A 22,237-nucleotide genomic window follows, 5' to 3' on the forward strand; every position below is an offset into this window, starting at 1 on the left:
ATAATAAGATGCCCATAAAAAAATCGTTGCAACATACTTAATGTTACAACGATTAATTATTTTGATTTTTTCGTTGTGCAAGTTTTTCTTTTAACTTGCGGTCTTGTTCTTCTTTACGTCTTTTACGTTCTTCATTACGTTTTCTAAGCCTTTCCTCTTCTTCAGGATCTCGAGGCTTTTCCAATTGTTTTTGGACTTTTTCTATAAGTTCATCTTCAGTTAATGCAGCGATGGGACGGTTATTGACGAAGGCAAAAGTTTTACGACGACCAGGTCCACAATAAGATTGACAGCCTACTTCAATTTCGGCATGTTCATCTAATTTTGTTAATTTTTTAGTTAACGTTTTACAATTGACCGCTTGGCAATCATCACAAATTAAAAACTTATTTTGCACCTTCAATACCTCCTATCAAAAATTTTATCACTCGTAATTTATCGATTTTAACTTTATTTATTGTACTCTTTTTGACCATAATTTCAAGTTTTAATTGAGTATTATGCATTTACACAACATAAATAAATCGACCACCTTTATTTTAAGATAGTCGATTGCATTAACATTGTTATTAAGTCCACCATAAATCCGGTGCAGGTTCTTCAATGTTTACACTATTTAAATTTGTCACTGCTTTTTGAAATCCTTCTTCAATAGACATGATAGGGTCTTCGTGTTCGATGCTAACAACATAATCATAACCATACATACGTAGAGCACTAATCATATTGCCCCATAAACTTGGTGCATGGCCATAGCCTACCGTTCTAAAAGTCCAAGCACGTGTTTTAACCTCGCTATAAGGTTGCATATCTGTTAAACCATACATATTCACATTTTCTTGGTCAATATACGTATCTTTCGCATGAAAATGATGAATTGCATTTTCCTTGCCTAAAATTTTTATCGCTGCAATAGGGTCAATACCTTGCCACCACAAGTGACTAGGATCTAAATTGGCACCTAATGCATCGTTCGTAGCTTCTCTAAGTTTTAATAGCGTATAAGGCGTATGAACTAAAAATCCGGCATGTAATTCAATACCAATTTTCACATTATGATCTTTTGCATATTGAGCCGCTTCTTGCCAATAAGGAATTAATTTTTCTTCCCATTGCCATTTCAACACTTCAGAATACTCTGTTGGCCATGGTGTAACTGGCCAGTTAGGATACTCAGCCTTTTCATCAGAACCTGCAACGCCAGAAAAAGTATTCACTACTGGAACGTCTAATAGCGAGGCTAACTGTACAGTTTTTTTGAATGTTTCTTGTGCTTGTTTCGCCTGTGCCTTGTTCGGTGAAATTGGATTATCATGACAACTTAAAGCGCTTATCGTCAATCCTCGTTGCTGAATTTTGTCGCGGAATTGTTGTCTTAGTTTGTCATCTTCTAATAATGCGTCAACATCACAAAAATCATTCCCCGGATTACCACCCGTGCCAATCTCGACTGCTTTTACACCCGCTTTAGCGACATGATCTAACATTTCTTCAAATTCTTTATCTTGAAACAATACAGTAAAAACACCAATTTTCATTATGCTTCCTCCTTACAACATTATTTATTCAAATTTATAGCTTCTCCTCGTTCATCACTTTGATAAATCGCTTCAATAATAGCATTCACTCTTAATGCTTCTTCTGGTTGCACAATTAATTGTTCATCGCCTAAACAACTATTAACGAAGTTTAGTGCTTGTCTGCGCGCAGCAACATGTTCATTATGTTCAGCTTCTGCTGTTTCAGTAACGAAAGTGCCATATTTTGGAGCATAAGTTTCGAAAGGATAAACATTTAATCCACCATCGACGCCAGAAATACTAATATGCATTTTGTCTTCTTTTATGTTTGCCGACCATGAACATTCGAATTGCATAGATGAACCATCATCGAACGTTATAAAACTCGTTACATGATCATCTACATCAAACGTTTGATGGTTTATGACGCCCCACTCGTTTAATTGATTAGGTATTTTACTTAATCTGTTATACGTTTTGCCTAAGACATTGACAGGATGAACTTCCCCTAGTAACCATAGTGCTAAATCTAAAAAGTGACAGCCGTAATCAATTAAACTACCGCCACCTTGTAATGACTTATTAGTAAAAACACCCCAGCCAGGCACTTTTCTGCGACGTAATGCTTGCACTCTAATAACTAGCGCGTCACCAATAATATTGTCATCTACGGCTAACTTGGAACTGATTGCAGCATCAGTAAATCGATAATGATATCCAATGGCTAATAACTTATTGGACTGTTTAGCTGCCTGAACCATTCGTTGGCATTCGTCTACTTTCATGGCCATCGGTTTTTCGCAAAACACATGTACACCTGCTGTTAATGCACTGACAGTGATGTCACAATGAAATTTATTGGGCGTACAAATTGTTACCGCATCAATGTCATCAAACATTTCCTCGTAACTTTCATACACGTTAGGAATATCAAATTTATGCGCTACAGTTTGTGCTAATTCATTATTAATATCCTGCACACCGATAATTTCTACTTGATCTTCTAATTCTTTGAATGTTGGTATATGTCTACCTTGTGCAATACCACCTACGCCGATAATTCCCATTTTCAATTTTTTCATTAAGCGTTATCTCCATGTTTTGGTTTAATAACTTCTAATGGTTGTGCATTACCATATTGATGTTTAGGCGTTTGAGTGTTTTGTACCCACTTGACGCCATTACGAATGACTTGTTGAATTTGCTCATTATAGTATGTTGGATAAGATTCATGTCCGGGTCTGAAATAAAAGATTTTCCCATTTCCACGTTTAAATGTGGCACCACTTCTAAACACTTCTCCACCTTCAAACCAACTAATAAATACTGTTTCGTCCGGCGCTGGAATATCAAAATGTTCACCATACATTTCTTCTTTTTCCAATTCGATATAAGAAGGTATATTTGAAGCAATTGGATGTGCAGGATCTACAACCCAAAGTCTTTCTTTTTCGTCTGCTTCTCTCCATTTCAAGTCACAAGAAGTCCCCATTAAACTTTTGAAAATTTTAGAAAAATGACCAGAATGTAAAACAACGAGTCCCATACCGTCTAAGACACGTTGTTGTACGCGTGCAACAATATCGTCATTTACTTCGTCATGCGCCTTATGTCCCCACCACACTAATACATCTGTTTGTGCTAAAACGTCTTCGGTTAAACCATGTTCTGGTTCATCTAGTGTCGCTGTTGTAACATTATGTTCTGTAGATAAAAAACTGGCGATTGTTTCGTGTATGCCTTGAGGGTAAACCGCTCTAACTTGTTCATTTTCTTGTTCATGTCTAAATTCATTCCATACAGTAATGTTCACACTACATATCCCCTTTACGAATTAATTAAAGTAAACTGCTTTACCTGTTCGTGCCGATTCATAAATCGCTTCTAAAATTTGTGTAACGACCATTGCTTCCTGTGGTTTAACGACTGGTTCGGTATCGTTTAAGATGCTATCGATCCATGCCTGTGCTTCTATTTCCGCTTCATCTTCTTCCTCACCATCATAAAATGCAACGCCTTTGTTATCTAATTCAACCTTCGTCGTATACAACTTACTAAAATCTTCACCGTTTAGACGCAAACCATCTTTCATATCGGCGCCACCTTCAGTACCTGACAAAGCACACTTTGCTTCGTCTTCGTCTAATGTATTTAACGCCCAACTTGATTCTAAAATAATCGTTGCACCGTTCGTCATTTTAATATATCCAAAAGCGGAATCTTCTACCGTAAAGTCTTTAGGATTCCAAGATCCCCATGCATTAGCTGCATTTTCTTTTTTTCCTAATTTATGGAACGTTGAACCCATAACAGACTCAGGTTCGTAATTGTTCATCATCCATAAAGTTAAATCTAACGCATGTGTTCCAATATCTATAAGGGGGCCACCGCCTTGTTTTTCTTCATCAAGAAATACTCCCCAAGTAGGTACAGCTCTTCTACGAATTGCTTGCGCCTTACCAAAATAAATATCTCCTAAATCTCCACGTTGCGTAACTTTATGTAAATACTGACTATCTGAACGAAATCTATTTTGATAACCGATTGTTAATTTTTTATTATTACGTTCAGCTGCAGCAATCATTTCTTGTGCTTCTGACGTAGATTTAGCCATCGGTTTTTCGCACATCACATGCTTACCGGCATCTAATGCAGCGACAGTAATCTCTTTGTGAGATATATTGGGCGTACATACATGCACCACATCAATTTCATCATTTGCTAATAACTGTGTGTAATCTTTATATACTTGCGCGTTTTCAACACCATATGCGTCAGCCGCTAGTTCTGCCTTGTCTATCTCGATATCACAAAAACCAATTAACTTTACTGCTTCAATTTTGTCTAAACTCGGTAAATGTTTACCGTTTGCGATACCACCACAGCCTATAATTCCTACGTTTAATGTCATTGTGCTTCATCCTCTCACACTATATTAGAAAGCGTTTACATTTAATGATAAATAAAAAAGATTTACTTTATATGTTTATTTAATTTTCAAATTTTTATAATTATATCGTAATATAATTTGTTCTTCTCACCAATAATTTTGACGTAATTAGAATTTATGTATTAATATTAGAATATATTTCCAAAGCATGAAAAAATTTCTATTGCTAGGTGTGACAAATAAATGTTATTAGACCATTTGATTAACCAATATTACGATGATTTGAACGACAATGACTTGCATATTATTAACGTTATGCATAACAATATGCCGCAGTTACCCTCTATGAAAATACAAGAGCTCAGCCAACTTACACATACTTCTATTTCAACTATACATAGATTAGTTAAAAAACTAGGCTTCGAGGGCTATAGTGACTTTAAATTTTATATGAAATTAAAATCACAAGAAAATACAAAGCAAGTCGAAGAAACACATTCAATTATCGAAGATGTACAACGTACTATTGAACATTTAGACATGCTTGATTATGATGCACTCAATAAACTTATTGATATTGCCCCTCTAATTTATATTTTCGGTACTGGTATGGCACAACAAAATGTTGCTCGTGATGCACAACGACACCTATTATCAATTTCTAAAAAGGTTATTTTACTTAATGATGAAAATGAATTAGCTATGGCAATTGATCAAATGGCAAAAGATGATTTAATGTTTATTATTTCATTATCGGGAGAAACGCAAAATATAACGCAACCCGTACATATTTTAAAAGCCCGTCAACTAAATTATGTTTCGATTACGACATTACATGATAATTTTATCGCTCAAAATGCTAAATTTAATATTTACGTTAGCAGTACTCCCCTACAATTTTTCAATAATACTCAATATTATAGTTTTACGCCTTATTATGTTATTTTTGATTACATTGTTCGTACATATCACAACTATAAAATTGCGCAAAAAAATAAGGATTAAACCTTACTTTATGTCTCAACTCAAAAGATAACTTTATCTGAGTTGGGACATATTTGTGTTGGTTCTATCCTTTATTGCCCGTGATGTATATTAAATTCTAACGGTTGTACATCGTTGCGTTGCCATTCATCAAATATAGCATTTTTATTAACGTCACTGCGTATTATTGTAATACCACAGTCGCCGCCACCTGCGCCCGATGTCTTCGCGGCACCACCGTGTGCTTCAGCAATATCACATAACGTTTTTAAATGTGGTGTTTCGATATCAACAGTAGCCTCACGATCCATCTGTTGAATAATCGAACGATTGTGACGGATCATCTGCTGCACACCTTTAATATGATTAGTCTTAAATGCATGAATTAACTTTTCTACACAAGCATGTGATTGTTCTAAAAATTTACCATAAAAAGTAGGGTCAGATTTCAGCCTTTTAACTTCACTGACTAAATGATGAGAAGAAGCTGGAGAACCAGTCCATCCTATCAGAACTTCCATATTTTCTGGCGCTTGAAGTGGTTCAATGTGTAAACCTGGCCAGTTTTTCTTGAGTACTTCGTTAACAGAAGTATCTTCAATTTGTTGCATAACCCATTCATGATCAAATGTACTGTAAGCAAGCCACCCAGTATAAACACTTACTGCAATGTCTCCACAAGAGCTTAAACTTTGTAATTTCATGTTGGCAATAACTGCCAATTTGTAAATATAAAGGTTTGATAATTGCATGTCATAAAATTCATTTAACGCTTTTACTATTGAAACGAGCACAGCAGCGCTTGAGCCGAGCCCATATTTATGACCAGAAGCATCGTCCAAATTACTATCTATTGTTAGATGGAAATGTTTTAACTTAATATTGTTACTGCGCACGTATTGTTCAAATACTTCTATTGCAGTAATGACGTACTTTAATTGTTTTGCCGCATTCACATCAGATAGAACTATATTATCTTCTCGACGTTGGAAGGTAATTGGTTCGTGGTGTAATGTTTTTGAATGTATAGAACTTTGCGTTATATCCGCTTCTTCAATCGTTGCTGTTACGAAACGATCGACTGCTATCAATACAGATTTGTAACCGGGTTCTGTCACTGCATATTCTCCAGCGATATATAATTTACCGGGTGCTTTCACTTGAATCATTTTATCTCTTCCTTATTGTATAATTTCTACTCCAGAACGCGTAATGTCACTTGCTATAATTTTGTCTTGTCCGAAATAACTTTCTAATTGCTCTACTACGTATTGCTTATGTGTTTTTTCGACTAAAATTTTAACATTTGGGCCTGCATCCATAGTGAAATAACAAGGATGGCCTGCCTCCCTACATTGATGAACAATTTCCATTGCTTGATAACTATCCGCAACAAGATATGAAAATGGCGGTTGAGCACCTAGATTTGTCGCATGCATACGTAAGCCGTTAGCTTCAATAATTTCACCCATGCCTACAAAATCTTTATGTGCAATAGCCGTCTTCACATTAGCGATATCTTCATCAACATGGTCTAACCAATATTGATAAAAGCGTGATGTATCTCTAGTTAAAGACATACCCGCACGACTAGATACTTTTTTCGATTTATTATTAATAACTACAAAAATCATAGCTAAATCATCTTCCCAATTGTTCGCATCAATAGGAAAACTATAAGATGAATCATCATCATGTCCTTTTTCCCATTCCACAAAACCACCGAAAATACTACGTGAAGCAGATCCTGAACCTCTACGAGCAAGTTTGGACAATTCACGTTTACCATAATTAAGTTGTAGGGCTTCATTACAAGCTGCTGCTAAAGCGGCATATGCACTTGCAGAAGAGGCTAATCCTGCTGCAGTTGGCACATAATTATCACTTTCTATATAAGCAAACATTGAGGTATTGCTTTTAGCTCGTACCACATCCATATACTTACGGATTTTAGCACTTTCTTTATCATCTACTTCGACACCGTTTAACACTAACTTATCTTCGGTATATGTTTCATCAAAAGTGACTTTTGTTTCTGTATAAAAACGTTCTAATGACACTGATAAACTGTTATTCATTGGTAAAATTAATTGTTCATCAGCTTTACCCCAATATTTAATTAATGCAATATTCGTGTGCGCGCGCGCTTTACCACTTTTAGCCAAGTTGTTTACCCTCCTAAATATTCAATCCATGTATGATGCGCACCAAGATCATGGGCACTTTGTTGTATTTTTTGAGCAGTCTCAAGGTCTTCAGCGAGAAGAATCATACTTCCTCCTCTACCACTACCTGTTAATTTACCAGCTATAGCGCCTTGTTTTTTACTTTCTGATAAAATAAGTTCGATTTTTTCATGACTGACAGTTAAATGTCTTAGACATTCCTGACAAGAATTAAAAATAGTCGCTAACTTATTAAAATTAGAGTCTTTAATCGCGTCACTAGCATCATAAACCATTTTACCAATATGTTCGATATATTGCAGATATTTATCATCGGAATCACATAAATTATGTACATCTTCAACTGATTCTTTCGTCGAACCCTGTATGCCAGTATCTACAATAACCATGTATCCGTTCAACGTTAAAGCTTTTAAATTTTCGACATTACCTTGTTTAAACCATACCGGTTTATTTGAAACAATAGTTTGAGTATCAATGCCACTCGGTTTACCATGTGCAATTCTTTCTGACCAATTTGCTTCAGCAATTAATAATTCATCTGATAATGGTTGGTCTAAATAGTCATAACTTGCTCTTATAAATGCTACCGCAAAAGCAGCACTTGAACCTAGCCCCCGTGAAGGTGGTAAATTTGTTTCAATCGTTACTTTAATAGGTTCTTTGACGTTATGTTTTTCTTTAAACCGTGTAGTTACTGCTTTTAAATGCTCAGGTGCAGTTGCTAAATTACCAGTATAAACATCACTTGAAATATATGATTCTTCATTAGCGTCTCTTGATGTAATTGTTGCACGAACAATCCCTGAAGTGAATGGAATCGCAATAGCTGGTTGTCCAAACGTGACTGCATGTTCTCCAATTAATATTACTTTTCCATTTGCTTCACCATAACCATATTGTGTCATTTATCAATCACCTTTAGACTTTTCTATAATTTATATTTTCATTTATTTAACTTAATAACTGTCATCTTCTAGAAAACTGCAGACTGAAATTATTAAATTTATCTTAGTATTTATTTGAACTTTCAGGCACAAAAATTTCACACATTAAAGTTTATACTCTCACAATTATATTGATCTGTTATCGGGCTAAAGTCATATCTTTATAGTTATAAAAATTAATACCTGCTACTAATTTAATATCATACCACTTTATTATAGAACTCATTCGCAATATATTCAAAAATCTGAGTACTATTTTTTAATAAAAGGAACAATCTACATACTTTATATATATTACTTGGTCTAAATTTATAATTCAATAATAAATAGGCGGTACGCTAATAAATTAGCACACCGGCCTATTTTACCAATTAATAACTTTCTTTCCTCAGGTACTATATATTAGTTATCCATAGCATTATTAATCTTTGCATTTCGCGCAATCATTTTATCAAAATAGCCTTCATAGCGAGACCATTCAACGTCAGTGATGGGTTCCATATTTAAACGGCCGCCTAAATCTTTTAACGCATAAAGCAATTGGAACATAACATCTTGTACCGTAATTTCTCGGTCTAATAATGTTGCTAAGGATGCCATACAATTAGGTTCAATATTAGGATAAGTGAATTTTGTGTCTTGTCCTTGTTTAGCTCTGTCGTAAAATGTTTTCATCATCTGTGCACGTTCAGCACCAGAACCTTCAACACATAAATACACTTGAACTGCTATACCGCCTCTGACACGTCTTTGAGATATACCAGCGAACTTTTTACCATTGATACTTAAATCAAATTTCCCTGGACAATAAGAACGCTCAATTTCGTGTGTTTCTATTTCAACGTCTTCGTCTTCAAACATTTTAGCAACGAGTAGGTACATAACACTAAAAGCTTCATCAATTGTAGTTTCTGTTTTGCCTTTGAAAATTAACGAAATATTTAAAATACCTTGGTCTAGAACGACACCTAACCCGCCAGAGTTTCTAACTATGGCATTATAACCTTGCTCTTCCGTTAAATAACGTATGCCATCACTTAAAAAAGGTAGGCGTGAATCATGGATACCTAAAATAACGACGTGTTGATGAATCCAGGTACGTACGACGTTACTTGATTCTTCTCTTCCTACGCTTTCTGAAAAAGTGTCATCAAATGCAAATGATTGCATCGGTTCTAAACCTGAAGAGTGATCAATGTAACGCCAGTCAACGCCATTGAAATATTTACTTGCTATATCCATTATTGTAGTGATTGAGCCGCTGTAATAATAGAAAGGTTATAAACGTCTTCTGTTGAACAACCACGTGATAAATCGTTAACTGGTGAGTTAAGACCTTGTAATACTGGTCCTACTGCATCATAACCACCTAAACGTTGTGCAATTTTATAACCGATATTACCAGCTTCCAAGCTTGGGAATACAAATACGTTAGCATCGCCTTGTATTTGCGCATCTGGCGCTTTTTTCTTAGCTACTTCTGGTACGATAGCTGCGTCAAATTGGAACTCTCCATCAACTATTACGTCTGTTAAGTTGTCTTCTTTAATTTTTTGTTGGGCTAATTCAACTGCTGTAGAAACTTTTTCAACATCGTCAGATTTAGCTGAGCCTTTAGTTGAGAAACTTAGCATCGCTACACGAGGAGACATACCGAATGATTGTGCTGATTTAGCACTTTCTACTGCAATTTCTGCTAAGTCTTGAGCTTCTAATGTAGGGTTGATTGCACAATCCCCAAAGATATATTGTTTATCATCTTTAATCATAAAGAAGATACCTGATGTTTTAGACACACCTGGTTTTGTTTTGATGATTTGTAAAGCTGGGCGTACAGTATCACCTGTAGAGTGAGCAGCACCACTTACTAGTCCTTCAGCTTTACCAGTATAAACAAGCATAGTTCCGAAATAGTTTACATCGTTTAACATTTCTTGTGCTTGTTCTTCTGTAGCTTTACCTTTACGACGTTCTACAAAAGCAGCAACTAATTCACTACGTAATTCACTTGTAGCCGGATCTATAATTTCTAAATTTGAAATATCTAAGTTTTTCTCATTTGCTAAAGCTTTCACATTAGCTTCGTTTCCTAGTAAAACTGGTGCAACTAAATCACTTTCTTGTAATTGTACAGCCGCTGTTAATACTCTTTCATCTTCACCTTCAGGTAAGACGATTCTTACATTTTTTCCTGAAAGTTTTTGTTGTAATACATCTAATAAAGACATAATAGCCTCCTTGAATATTTATGTTTAGTTATTTTCCAATGCTATTATACGCTATTTTTGTTCATAATTCCATGTCACGAATTTGTAATCATTTACTTATGTTATAACGTTTCCTTTATGATAAAATTTTTATTGAGATAAGATTAATTAATACAAAAGGAGCGATATTAATGCCACAAGCACCAGAAACTTTAGATGGTTGGTATAGCTTACATTTATTTTACGCTATAGATTGGACAACTTTACGCTTAGTCCCAGAAACAGATCGTCAAACGATGGTTGAGGAATTGCAATCATTTTTAACTAAACATGAATCTGCACGCAATAATAATGCCGGAGATCATGCTTTTTATAACATTACAGGTCAGAAAGCTGACATTTTACTTTGGGTCTTAAGACCTGAACTAAAAGATTTAAATGCTGTAGAAAATGAGTTTAACAAATTACAAATAACAGACTATTTAATTCCAACATATTCATACGTTTCAATTATTGAATTAGGCAATTATCTAGCCGGTAAATCAGACGAAGATCCATATGAGAACCCACATATTAAACCTAGATTATTCCCTGAATTACCAACATCAGAATATATTTGTTTTTATCCTATGGATAAACGTCGTAACGAGACTTATAACTGGTATATGTTACCTCTTGAGAAACGCCAAGAGTTGATGTATAACCATGGTAAAATCGGACGTAAATACGCTGGTAAAATCAAACAATTCATTACAGGTTCTGTTGGATTAGACGATTACGAGTGGGGCGTTACATTATTTGCTGACGATCCATTACAATTCAAAAAAATAGTTTATGAAATGAGATTCGATGAAACTACAGCTCGTTATGGTGACTTTGGTAGTTTCTATGTAGGACAAATTATTCAAAGTGAACAATTGCCTTCATTCTTCGCACTTTAATTTTTATAATATAAAAAAAGCGTCTGAACTAATTAGTTCAGACGCTTTTGTAGTGTGTTTGGGAGAACTTTTTCACTACAACAAATTCAGTCAATATTGTCGCTACTCAATATCAATTTATTTTGTTAACCAATTCAAACGAACGGTTAACATTATTATACATTTAAATTATAGGTTGTTGCAAACTTTTTTGTATTTCAAATTAACTTCCACCAATTTAAACGCTTTTATATTTTTATTTTAATAATGTAAAAACAAAAATTGTATTCCATGTTACAATAAAAATTCCTTAGTGAAATTTAATAATATTTGGTGATGACATGACAACTATAAATCAATCAACTGAAAATTCCAACGAAAAACTAATTAAAGATGTGGTTGTACTTGCTGGCCGTATTTTACTTGAATCAGGTGCTGAAGGTACAAGAGTAGAAGATACAATGACACGTATCGCAAATGCACTTGGTTACACAGAAAGCAATAGCTTTGTAACAAACACAGTAATCAATTTCATGTTACATAATGAATCTAATCCAAGGATATTCAGAATAAAGGCTCGTGACACTAACCTCTTTCGTATTTCACGTACAAATGGCGTGTCCCGAAAAATTGCTAAAAATGAAATATCCTTAGAAGATGCATATAAAGAATTAGAAAAAATATACAGTGAACAAAGTATACAGCATGATTTAATTTATAAATTTATCGCAGCTAGTGTGATATCAGTTAGCTTTTTATATTTACAAGGCGGACACTTAATAGATGTATTTACAGCTTTATTTGCTGGTGCCTTTGGCTACATCGTTGTAGAAATTTTAGATCGTAAATTGCATGCACATTTTATACCCGAATTCTTTGGAGCAACCGTCATCGGTCTATTTGCTATTTTAGGTAATACTTTAATTCCAGGTGGTTCTATTGAAACCATAATTATCGCCGCCGTCATGCCTATCGTACCCGGTGTCTTAATAACTAACGCAATACAGGATTTATTTGGTGGACATATGTTAATGTTTACAACGAAATCACTCGAAGCCCTCGTTACCGCCTTTGGTATTGGTGCAGGTGTTGGTACAATTTTAATCATAGTTTAGGAGAGCTGCTTATGTTTTGGATATTAAATTTAATATTTAGTTATGCTGCATCATTGTTCTTCGGCGTTATTTTTGACGTTCCAAAACGCCTTTACAATACTGCTGGTATCGTAGGTGCAAGTGGCTGGATGGTATACATTTTCTTCTCCGAAGGCTTAGAAATTCATAAAATTTACTGTAGCTTTTTTGGTAGTTTAGCTTTAGGCCTACTGAGTCATATAATGGCTCGCTTAAAAAAAGAACCTGCTATTATTTTTATGATTCCTGGCATCATTCCTCTAGTACCCGGAGGCTTAGCCTTTGATGCTACAAAAAGTTTAGTATTAGTACAATTTAGTAAGGCTATCGATACAATGTTGGAAGTAACTTTAATAGCCGGCGCTATAGCTTTAGGCTTATTATTTGCCGATCAATTTTGGAAATTAATTATCTCTGGTACGAAACATACTCGCCGTAAAATATAAATACAAACTATCGTCTTAGTGCAATGCTAAGACGATAATTTTTTTGCCTCAACTTGATACTATTTTATTGTTGTGATGCCGTTTTAAGAAAGCAACTAGGAATAATGATGCAAAGTAATAAAATCGTGGCAAATAAGAAACTCCAGTGGTAACCGACAATCGAATGATTGGCAGACGTATGAATACGATACGTATAGCTAGCTACAATTGTTGCAATAATAGCAGTACCAAAAGTCGTACCTAATTGTTCAATTATATTTACACCGACACCCGCTTCAGGCAATTGTTCTTCCTCAAGTCCTTTATAAGCATTACTTGTTAAAGGTAACATGATACCTCCTACACATAACCCACGTATAAATAATGTTATTAATATCCATATCATAGGTGTATGGCCCGTAATGAATATTAACGGCACCGAACCTATAAGAGACAACATAATACTAATTATTAACACACGTTTCGCGCCATATTTATCTGTCGCTTTACCAATAAATGGTCTAGTGATTAGCATCCCTACACCTTGGGGAATCAATGCTATTGCGACTTGAATTTCAGTATAGTGTCTAAACGTTTGGAAAAATAATGGCAATATTATCATCGGGCCTAAAATTGCCATGTTTGCTAATAACAAGCCCACACTTGATACAGCGAAATTTCTCGTTTTAAAAAGTTCTAACGGCAATACAGTAGGTCTTTTACTTATTCGGTCATAAAAGACATATGCAATCAACATAACAGCACCTATTATCATAAATAGCGTCGTACTTATATTATTAAAATTATTATGTTGAGAGGCACAAGTAACACCATAAATTACTGACACTGTAAACACGGCTAAAAGAAGCAAACTTACAAAGTCTAATTTTTGATGCTTCTTAAATGGCTCAAATTGAGGTAAATTTTTTATCATCAACGGTACTGCAATTATTGTGACTATAACATTAATGAAAAATAACCATTGCCATGAAGCCAATTGTAATAACACGCCACCTAACACTGGCCCTAATATCGGACCTAGTATCATGGGTGTCGTCACGATAGCAATCACTCGCCCCAAATATGCTTCACCGGCAACTTTTACTAATAACGTTGACATTAACGTAGTAATAATACCGGCACTTAAGCCTTGAATGACTCTAAAGACTATAAATAAGAAGACAGAATTACTTAATCCAACACACAATGAAATAACACCAAAAGTAATAACCGCATTGATAAATACACGCTTACCATTAAATTTGTTCATCAACCATCCAGAGATTGGTACAGCTAATGCTAAGGCTAATATATATCCTGTAATCCCCCATTGTAATACGCTTAAAGTTGTATGGAATGTAGCTGATAATTGTTTTATCGCAATGTTTACCATCGTGGAATCTAACATTGGGGCAATCGCACCTAAAGCGATAGACCATGCAGCTACTAAAATATGTTGTGGAATTTTATCATGAACTTCTCGTTCCATAAATACATCCTTTCAATAATGTTTCTTTAGAAACAAAATGATAAACCTATATTGTTTCCTTGTCAACAAAAAATCCACAATAAAAAACTACCAACTAATATTTCATGTACATTAGCTGGTAGAATAAGCATTTTCTTCACGTCTAAGTCTACTTATTATGACTTTGTTGTTTAATTTCCTCATCAAGGTGCGCAGAGTACTGCTCAATAAAAGACAACATTGCATCATATTGCTCATCTTTAATATTGTCAAATACTTGGCGATCTCTTTCCTGAAATTGTGCATGTAAACGTTCATGTATAGTAAAAACTTCATAGCCTTTTGATGTTAACTTGTAATAAATTTCTTTTTTGTTATCTTCCCTTTGATAACTTTCTATTAATTCTTTGGCTAATAATTTCTTCATTAATTTACTAATTGCGCCCCGTGTCATATATAATTCGCGTGATAACTTTTGGACATTTGGATTATCTATTTCTTGAATAGCTTGCACACAGTGAACTTCAGTAGCCGTATACCCTTTAAGTTCTTTTTGCATTTGTGGCTTATTTAACCATACTATTTTTTGATAAAGTGATCTCATTTCAGTAATGAGTTTTTCTTCTTTATTCATTGCTACACCTCATAAATACGATTCACATCAATTGTAGCCCTATCATAACATTTCTTTTTAAAAAAATGCTATATCAGAGTGATATAAAAAAACTGTTGGTAATATAATTACCAACAGTCTATTCTAGTTATTTTTTTTCTTCTTCATGTAAAATATCTTCAACTTCAGCATCTGTTCTATTTAAGATCATCTGACTTAAATAATCATTATTCATACGTTTCAATTTAGGATAACGCACAATAAAGAAGATTAATCCAAGTATCGTCCAACCGCCTAATGCGATGTACGAAGGCATTGATAATGCAGCCGGTGATCCTGGTATCAATAATAATAGTAAAAATATAAATGCTACGATTGAACCTAAAATCGCAAATGTTTTGTATATCGGGCCATAAGTATTGCTGTTTTTATTGTAACTAAACAATTTAACAGCCGACAGACATGTAATTAAATATGCTATCGATACGCCTGTTGAAGACATATCAACAATCCAAGTTAATGCCGTACGACCTAACCATGGTGCTATTAAAGTTATTGCTACTAAGAATATAATTGCGATATAGGGCGTCTTATATTTCTTATGCAATTTACTAAATACTGAAGGCATAATACCAGAACGACCCATTGAGAATAGCAATCTGCTTGAACTCATTAAGAAGCCATTTAAACCGGTAAATATACCCATCATTATTGCAATAGCTAGCACGGCTAAACCTATATAGCCAAAAGCTTCTTGCGTTTCAGCACCAGTTAACCACAGATTACCATTTAAACTTTTAGAACTTGTGCTTAACCAACCTGTAAATAATAGCATTACAACATATGTGAGTGCAGACGCTAATAAACTATACACAATAAGTTTAAATGTTTTGTTAGGTGAAAAATCAAATTCTTCTGCCGTTTGTGGAATATTATCGAAACCGACATATGCCCACGGTGCAACTGCAACAATCATTATAATAGAAGTAAACCATCCTTTAGATTTACTTGCTAATGGTTGAAGATTATCAAGGGCAAAGTTATGACCAAAAAATGATCCAAAGAATAATAATAAAATCGTAATAACCATTGCTACACAGAAATAATATTGTAATGAGCCAGAGACGCTAGCACCCTTAATTGCTATAAACATAAACACTAAGAGTAATACTGACGCAATAATAATTTCTGTAATATAAACATCCCAACCTGCTATCGTATATAACTTGCCTGTTTCTAAAATATTAGGCATTAAAAACTTTATTAACAAACTAAATGCGGTAGCATTCAAAGCTACTACACAAATATAACCAAATGTTAAAAACCATGATGAGAAAAAGCTTACGTATCTACCGAATCCCAAGAAACTAAAGGCGAATGCACCGCCAGATACTGGGAAACGTTCTACTAAAGCACCATAACTCACTGCAATTAAAATCATTAATAATGCGCCTATTGTAATACCAATCGCAGCTGCAATTGGGCCTGATTGACCTATCCAATCACCAGGTAAAATAAACGCACCCCAACCAATACATGAACCATATGCAATGGCCCATACAAATTTTTCAGAGAGATTTTGCTTCAAATCTCCCCTATCCACATTTACATTTTTATTACTCATAAAAAAACTCACCTCATGGAGTGTATTATACCCATAAGATAAGCTTTTGTAACATAGGTAATTTTACAATTTGATTGTTGCAATGACTAACAACAACCATCCTGCTAAAAACATCAAGCCACCAATTGGCGTGATTGCACCTAATATTTTAATTTGTGTTAACGCTAAAATATATAATGATCCACTAAAGAAGATGATACCGCCAAAAAGCAACCATCCTGACCAATTAACGTTCATTGAAGTCGTACCGCTAATAATACCTAGCGCAATAAGTCCTAAACCGTGATACATTTGGTAAGTTGTTGCCTTTTCCCAAACTGACATATATTTATCTGATAACTTGCCCTCTAAACCGTGTGCGCCAAAAGCACCAGTTGCTACTGACATGAGTGCATTTAAAGCACCTAAAATTATAAATAGCTTCATTATTATTAAGCTCCTTTTCTATTTTTAAAAATCAAAAATTGAATCGCCATTACCTATATTATCATCTGTCGTTAATTTAGATCCTTGCGTTGAATTTTGAACAGACGATTGTTGTTGCATTGTTGAAGGCACTTTCGCCCCCATCGCTTGCAACTCTTCTGCACTAATATCCGTTGATTTATTGCTGCTGCTTTGATTTGAATTATGAACTGAATTCTTAAATGAAGACGCTACATTATATGTATTGTCTCTCGTTTTTCTATTATTACTTGTATCATTAGTGTAAAGTGACGTTAATGTATGAATGGCATACATATGCTTTTCAAAATCTGCATCACTTTGTGCTTCATCAGCTTGTACAAGTTCATGTTCGATTAATTCGATAATATTATCTTTATTCATTGTCATTTCGCTCACCTTCACACCAATTTATTGGTTGAATTCCTTTTGATTCCAAATAGTTATTAGCTTTCGAGTAAGGTTTCGAACCAAAAAAGCCTCTATAAGCTGATAATGGACTTGGATGAGGTGCTTTAATGATGCAATGTTTACTAGTATCTATTAATTTAATTTTTTGTTGCGCAGGTTTTCCCCATAAAATAAACACAACATTAGATAAATTTTGAGATACAGCTTGTATCACTTCATCAGTAAAAGTTTCCCAACCTATCTCTTTATGAGAATGCGCTTCTCCTTGACGTACCGTAAGCACTGTATTTAACAACAGCACACCTTCTCGAGCCCAGTCTTGTAGATGTGGTGCAGTTCTTACGCAACCAATATCATCTTCTAATTCTTTATACATATTTCTTAAAGAAGGTGGAAACTTTGCATTAGGTTGTACAGAAAACGCCAGCCCGTGCGCTTGATTTGGACCATGGTATGGATCCTGGCCTAATATTACTACCTTAACATTATCAAAAGGCGTTAAATCGAAAGCTTGATAAATATTTTCTTTATCTGGATACACTATTTTAGTTGAATATTCATGTTCTAAAAAGTCGTGCATTTCTTTGAAATCATGACGATTAGTTATATCGTGGAACACTTCTGACCATTCCATAGACTTCACCTCACCGAATATCATAACATATCACTACCTCAAAGTTACCAAGAATATTCTTTATAAATATGACGATTTTATTGCATCTATTATAATAGAAAGAATTAAGGTAAAAAACTTAACCAACTGTATAATGTAAACATAAAAATTATTTAAGTTAACAATATAATTGCAATACATCAGCTATTTGATTTATGCTTATATTAAGATTTTACGACGAATTTGGAGTGATACAACATGTGTACAGGATTTTCATTTTTCACAAAAAATGGCCACCATTACTTAGCACGCACGATGGATTTTGCATTTGAATTTAACGGCATACCTATTGGCGTACCACGAAACTATAATTATCAATTTGACTTGGAACCTGCTTCAAAGTTAAGTTACGGATTTTTAGGTACCGGTGTAAAAGTTGGGCGTTACCGTTTCGGTGATGGCATTAACGAACATGGGCTTGCCGTGTCCAATCATTATTTTACCGGAGAAGCTACTTATTCAGCTGACAAAAAAGACGGTTATTTTAATTTAGCTCCCGAAGAATTTATCGTATGGGTGTTAGCTTACGTCAAAGATATTGCTGATTTAAAATATAAAGTTAAACGACTCAATATCGTTAACATTAAAAATCCGACATTAAATGTTGTCCCTCCATTACATTTCCTTATAACAGATGCGCATGGCAATACTGTAACTATCGAACCGCACGATGGTCTACTTGTCGTCAAAGACAATCATGTTAATGTGTTAACGAACATGCCTAACTTAGAATGGCAAATTGAAAATTTACGTAATTATGCTTTTCTAACGCCTGAAAAAAATACTCAAAAAATAATGGGTAAAGTACTAATACGACCATTAGGAGTTGAAGCAGGCACTAAAGGATTACCTGGAGGTTATACATCACCTGAAAGATTCGTACGTGCTGCATATTTACGTAACCATATGATTGATGCTAACGATGAAATATTAAATCTAACAAATTGTTTTAAAATTCTAGATGCTGTGAGTATACCTAGAGGTGCAGTATTGGATGCTGGGGAAACACATTACACGCAATATCAACTCATTATGGAAAGCAAGACACAATCTTACTATATTAAACCTTATTATAGTAGTGATGTATTTCAAGTCACTTTAAATAATGACATCTTAAATGCGGATGATTTAACGTACTATTCATTAAACAATACCTTTTCGACTGTACAATTAAATTCTTAACTATCTCAAGGTCTATTTAACGCATTATACTTTGCATATCCAACAAAAGTGATATGATATATTTAAAAGAATTTTGTGGGAGTGAATTAATTTATGGCATTAAAAAAAACATTAACAATTGCCGGTTCTGACACTAGTGCTGGCGCTGGAATGCAAGCTGACTTAAAAACTTTTCAAGAGTTACAAACATATGGCATTGTAGCTTTAACTTCAATTGTAACGATGGATAAAGAAACATGGTCACACGATGTAACACCAATTCCATTTGACGTTTTTGAAAAGCAATTAGAAACAGCAATTTCTATCGGACCTGATGCAGTCAAAACAGGTATGCTAGGTACTGAAGAAGTTATCAAACGTGCTGGAGAAGCATTTGAAGAATCAGGCGCTGATTACTTTGTCGTAGACCCTGTTATGGTTTGTAAAGGTGAAGATGAAGTCTTAAACCCAGGTAATACTGATGCAATGATTAAATATCTATTACCAAAAGCAACTGTTGTAACACCAAATTTATTTGAAGCGGGTCAATTATCTAATTTAGGTAAATTAACTACGATTGATGATATGAAAAAAGCTGCTAAAATCATTCATGAACAAGGTGCAAGTCATGTAATTATTAAAGGCGGTAAAGCGTTAGATCAAGAAAAATCATACGATTTATATTTCGATGGTCAAAATTACTATCAATTAACTACAGACATGTTCCAACAAAGTTATAACCATGGAGCAGGCTGTACTTTCGCAGCGGCTACTACTGCTTATTTAGCCAATGGTAAATCACCTAAAGAAGCAGTTATTGCTGCCAAAGCATTCGTTGCTTCAGCTATTAAGAATGGCTGGAAAATGAATGACTTTGTTGGACCAGTTGATCATGGCGCATATAATCGCGTAGAACAAATAGACGTAGCAGTAACAGAAGTTTAAATTATTTAATAAAAACGATCCTAGGACAGAAATATTCTAGAAAGTAAAAATACAGTGGAAATTCATTAGTAAAATTGAATTTCCACTGTATTTCATTTTTAAAGTCTTTTTGGTAGCTCTTAGAGCTGCCATTTTTCTTATATTTGTCGCCATTAAGGTAATTCCAAGTTCGCGTTTTACATCGGATTGCCCCGTAATGACATACGAGTAAAACCCAAAATAGCCTTCAAATATTAAAAAATTGGTTCTACATCTATCTTTCTTTGGTTGTAGATTTTTTCAGTTTCAGGATTTGAAAGCAAGTTTTGTGTCATATATTTGAAGTATTTCCACACACTATTTTTCATAATTTTTAATTTGTAGTTTGATATGACTTTTTTCTACTTGTATAAAATTGGAAATTAGTAACGATTTTGTAAAGTGCTGACGCCTGAGGGAATCGTATGAGTGAGAGACTACAGGCTCGAGCCATATTATTCTTGATCAAGGCAAGCATGCACGAACAAAATCGTAGATTATAAAAATAGCACCTCATTTTACTGAATGAATCAATAGAATGAGGTGTTATTTAATTTGAGTTAGGAATTAAGTCCCAACTCGTTTTTATTATGCTTCTTCTACTGCAATTGCTTCTTTAATATAAGCTTCCGCATCTGCTAAACGTTGAAGTTCTATCTCGTCTAACTTCAGAGCAAAACGTTTTTCAACACCTCGGTTACTTATTAACGTAGGCATACCTAATCCTACATTATACTTATTATATTCACCTTCTAACATTGAAGTCACAGGTAAAATTGCACGTTGATTTAACACAATAGTATTAACTAATTCGACCGTAGCACGTGAAATAGCAGTATTCGTCCACCCTTTATTATGTAAAACATCAAAAGCTACTTTATCGATAATACTACTTATCGCTTCTTTATCTATTGGTTCACAATCATAAAGTTCTTCAAACTCTTCGATAGTCATACCAGCAATACGTACACGACTCCATATAGGTACAGCGTGTTTACCATGTTCACCCATTACGAAAGCCTCAACGCTTTTAGGGTCAATATTATAATGGTTAGCAATTAATTTTCTAAAGCGAGCACTTTCTAACAATGTACCCGTACCTAAGATTTTATGCTTAGGATAATTTGAAGCTGTAGTAGCAATATATGTCATTGCATCTACAGGATTAGTAATAAAAATAATAATTGCATCATGTGTAACTTGTTCAATACGTGACATAATATCTTTCACAATCGTTTTATTATTTCGTGCCAAGCTAGTACGATCTACAATTGATGCGTCCATTGGCGTACTTGCCGTTATAACGATAAGATTCGCATCTGCCAAATCTTTATAATCTCCAACATGTACATCAATACTATTTGTTGAAGCTAAACCTTGCATATGTTGATGATCTAGTACTTCGCCTTTAAGTAACTTTTCGTTACTATCAATAACCGTTATTTCAGAAAATTGATTCATATATTGAATATCTGTCAAAAATTGGCTTCCTACCTTGCCAATACCAATGATTCCTAATTTCATATTATCGCCCCTTGTTTTACCATTTTCATATTATATATTCACCTTACATTAATCATTGTACTACACTCAAAAAATTGAATCGCATCGCTTTTCTTTCACTTTATAGGTCTTGCGATATAGAAATTATATATCCTTAGACCGAAT

The 22,237-nt window shown here is 34.3% G+C and carries 23 protein-coding genes and 1 pseudogene; 6 read left to right on the plus strand and 18 right to left on the minus strand.

The window, feature by feature from the left end:
• Positions 1 to 52: 52 nt before the first annotated feature.
• The 5 genes from C7J89_RS12460 to C7J89_RS12480 form a co-directional block, all read right to left on the minus strand.
• The gene (locus C7J89_RS12460) at positions 53 to 397 is read right to left on the minus strand and encodes a DUF1450 domain-containing protein (protein WP_061855373.1); all 345 of its coding nucleotides are present in this window, start codon (positions 395 to 397) and stop codon (positions 53 to 55) included.
• Positions 398 to 569: 172 nt separating this feature from the next.
• Complete coding sequence (locus C7J89_RS12465) at positions 570 to 1,538, minus strand: sugar phosphate isomerase/epimerase family protein (RefSeq protein ID WP_103295059.1); 969 nt, start codon at positions 1,536 to 1,538, stop codon at positions 570 to 572.
• 20 nt (positions 1,539 to 1,558) lie between these two features.
• Positions 1,559 to 2,602 (minus strand): Gfo/Idh/MocA family protein, encoded by a 1,044-nt coding sequence (locus tag C7J89_RS12470; protein WP_103295060.1) that lies wholly within the window; start codon positions 2,600 to 2,602, stop codon positions 1,559 to 1,561.
• Positions 2,602 to 3,333, minus strand: a complete 732-nt coding sequence (locus tag C7J89_RS12475; RefSeq protein ID WP_103295061.1) for a ThuA domain-containing protein — start codon at positions 3,331 to 3,333, stop codon at positions 2,602 to 2,604. Before C7J89_RS12475 ends, C7J89_RS12470 begins: the two co-directional genes overlap by 1 nt.
• A 21-nt stretch (positions 3,334 to 3,354) precedes the next feature.
• On the minus strand, positions 3,355 to 4,431 hold the full coding sequence (locus C7J89_RS12480) for a Gfo/Idh/MocA family protein (protein ID WP_061855377.1): 1,077 nt from the start codon (positions 4,429 to 4,431) through the stop codon (positions 3,355 to 3,357).
• A 222-nt stretch (positions 4,432 to 4,653) separates the two neighbouring features.
• On the opposite strand from C7J89_RS12480, the gene C7J89_RS12485 reads away from it, so the two are divergent.
• Complete coding sequence (locus C7J89_RS12485) at positions 4,654 to 5,415, plus strand: MurR/RpiR family transcriptional regulator (protein ID WP_061855378.1); 762 nt, start codon at positions 4,654 to 4,656, stop codon at positions 5,413 to 5,415.
• Between the two features lie 71 nt (positions 5,416 to 5,486).
• Here C7J89_RS12485 and C7J89_RS12490 read toward each other — a convergent pair whose 3' ends face one another.
• The 5 genes from C7J89_RS12490 to pta form a co-directional block, all read right to left on the minus strand.
• Positions 5,487 to 6,563 carry a phosphomevalonate kinase gene (locus C7J89_RS12490; RefSeq protein WP_061855379.1) on the minus strand — a complete coding sequence of 359 codons (1,077 nt, stop codon included), beginning with the start codon at positions 6,561 to 6,563 and terminating at the stop codon, positions 5,487 to 5,489.
• A gap of 12 nt (positions 6,564 to 6,575) precedes the next feature.
• Complete coding sequence (gene mvaD, locus C7J89_RS12495; protein ID WP_061855380.1) at positions 6,576 to 7,559, minus strand: diphosphomevalonate decarboxylase; 984 nt, start codon at positions 7,557 to 7,559, stop codon at positions 6,576 to 6,578.
• A gap of 5 nt (positions 7,560 to 7,564) precedes the next feature.
• Complete coding sequence (gene mvk, locus C7J89_RS12500) at positions 7,565 to 8,488, minus strand: mevalonate kinase (RefSeq protein WP_103295062.1); 924 nt, start codon at positions 8,486 to 8,488, stop codon at positions 7,565 to 7,567.
• Positions 8,489 to 8,929: 441 nt separating this feature from the next.
• On the minus strand, positions 8,930 to 9,769 hold the full coding sequence (locus C7J89_RS12505; protein WP_061855382.1) for a lipoate--protein ligase family protein: 840 nt from the start codon (positions 9,767 to 9,769) through the stop codon (positions 8,930 to 8,932).
• Positions 9,769 to 10,758 carry a phosphate acetyltransferase gene (gene pta, locus C7J89_RS12510; protein WP_170066465.1) on the minus strand — a complete coding sequence of 330 codons (990 nt, stop codon included), beginning with the start codon at positions 10,756 to 10,758 and terminating at the stop codon, positions 9,769 to 9,771. The genes C7J89_RS12505 and pta overlap by 1 nt, the downstream gene beginning before the upstream one ends.
• Before the next feature lie 167 nt (positions 10,759 to 10,925).
• Between pta and hemQ the strand changes: the two genes are divergently transcribed.
• The 3 genes from hemQ (at position 10,926) to C7J89_RS12525 (ending at position 13,233) form a co-directional block, all read left to right on the plus strand.
• Positions 10,926 to 11,675: a hydrogen peroxide-dependent heme synthase gene (hemQ, locus tag C7J89_RS12515; RefSeq protein ID WP_103295064.1), complete on the plus strand. Its 750-nt coding sequence runs from the start codon at positions 10,926 to 10,928 to the stop codon at positions 11,673 to 11,675.
• Between the two features lie 320 nt (positions 11,676 to 11,995).
• On the plus strand, positions 11,996 to 12,769 hold the full coding sequence (locus tag C7J89_RS12520) for a threonine/serine exporter family protein (RefSeq protein ID WP_103295065.1): 774 nt from the start codon (positions 11,996 to 11,998) through the stop codon (positions 12,767 to 12,769).
• Positions 12,770 to 12,780: 11 nt separating this feature from the next.
• Entirely contained in the window at positions 12,781 to 13,233 is a 453-nt protein-coding gene (locus C7J89_RS12525; RefSeq protein ID WP_061855386.1) for a threonine/serine exporter family protein, read from the plus strand.
• A 64-nt stretch (positions 13,234 to 13,297) separates the two neighbouring features.
• Here C7J89_RS12525 and C7J89_RS12530 read toward each other — a convergent pair whose 3' ends face one another.
• From C7J89_RS12530 to C7J89_RS12555, 6 genes are all read right to left on the minus strand, one after another.
• Positions 13,298 to 14,701, minus strand: coding sequence for an MDR family MFS transporter (locus C7J89_RS12530; protein WP_103295066.1), 1,404 nt, complete (start codon positions 14,699 to 14,701; stop codon positions 13,298 to 13,300).
• A gap of 148 nt (positions 14,702 to 14,849) precedes the next feature.
• Positions 14,850 to 15,314, minus strand: a complete 465-nt coding sequence (locus tag C7J89_RS12535) for a MarR family transcriptional regulator (protein WP_061855388.1) — start codon at positions 15,312 to 15,314, stop codon at positions 14,850 to 14,852.
• 127 nt (positions 15,315 to 15,441) lie between these two features.
• On the minus strand, positions 15,442 to 16,917 hold the full coding sequence (locus C7J89_RS12540; protein ID WP_103295067.1) for an APC family permease: 1,476 nt from the start codon (positions 16,915 to 16,917) through the stop codon (positions 15,442 to 15,444).
• Between the two features lie 63 nt (positions 16,918 to 16,980).
• Positions 16,981 to 17,343, minus strand: coding sequence for a DUF423 domain-containing protein (locus C7J89_RS12545; RefSeq protein WP_103295068.1), 363 nt, complete (start codon positions 17,341 to 17,343; stop codon positions 16,981 to 16,983).
• 24 nt (positions 17,344 to 17,367) lie between these two features.
• Positions 17,368 to 17,745, minus strand: a complete 378-nt coding sequence (locus C7J89_RS12550) for a DUF5327 family protein (protein WP_103295078.1) — start codon at positions 17,743 to 17,745, stop codon at positions 17,368 to 17,370.
• Positions 17,738 to 18,406, minus strand: a complete 669-nt coding sequence (locus C7J89_RS12555; protein WP_061855391.1) for a uracil-DNA glycosylase — start codon at positions 18,404 to 18,406, stop codon at positions 17,738 to 17,740. The genes C7J89_RS12550 and C7J89_RS12555 overlap by 8 nt, the downstream gene beginning before the upstream one ends.
• A gap of 237 nt (positions 18,407 to 18,643) precedes the next feature.
• Here C7J89_RS12555 and C7J89_RS12560 point away from each other — a divergent pair, with 237 nt between their 5' ends.
• Both C7J89_RS12560 and thiD read left to right on the plus strand, forming a co-directional pair.
• Entirely contained in the window at positions 18,644 to 19,627 is a 984-nt protein-coding gene (locus C7J89_RS12560; RefSeq protein ID WP_103295069.1) for a choloylglycine hydrolase family protein, read from the plus strand.
• A gap of 93 nt (positions 19,628 to 19,720) precedes the next feature.
• Positions 19,721 to 20,551 (plus strand): bifunctional hydroxymethylpyrimidine kinase/phosphomethylpyrimidine kinase, encoded by an 831-nt coding sequence (thiD, locus tag C7J89_RS12565; RefSeq protein ID WP_061855393.1) that lies wholly within the window; start codon positions 19,721 to 19,723, stop codon positions 20,549 to 20,551.
• Between the two features lie 36 nt (positions 20,552 to 20,587).
• Here thiD and C7J89_RS13455 read toward each other — a convergent pair.
• Positions 20,588 to 20,904: pseudogene (locus C7J89_RS13455) on the minus strand (transposase); the annotation flags it as partial.
• Positions 20,905 to 21,157: 253 nt separating this feature from the next.
• Positions 21,158 to 22,093, minus strand: a complete 936-nt coding sequence (locus C7J89_RS12570) for a lactate/malate family dehydrogenase (RefSeq protein ID WP_103295070.1) — start codon at positions 22,091 to 22,093, stop codon at positions 21,158 to 21,160.
• Positions 22,094 to 22,237: the final 144 nt, after the last annotated feature.

The organism is Staphylococcus kloosii, from assembly GCF_003019255.1.
Taxonomy (GTDB): Bacteria; Bacillota; Bacilli; order Staphylococcales; family Staphylococcaceae; genus Staphylococcus; species Staphylococcus kloosii.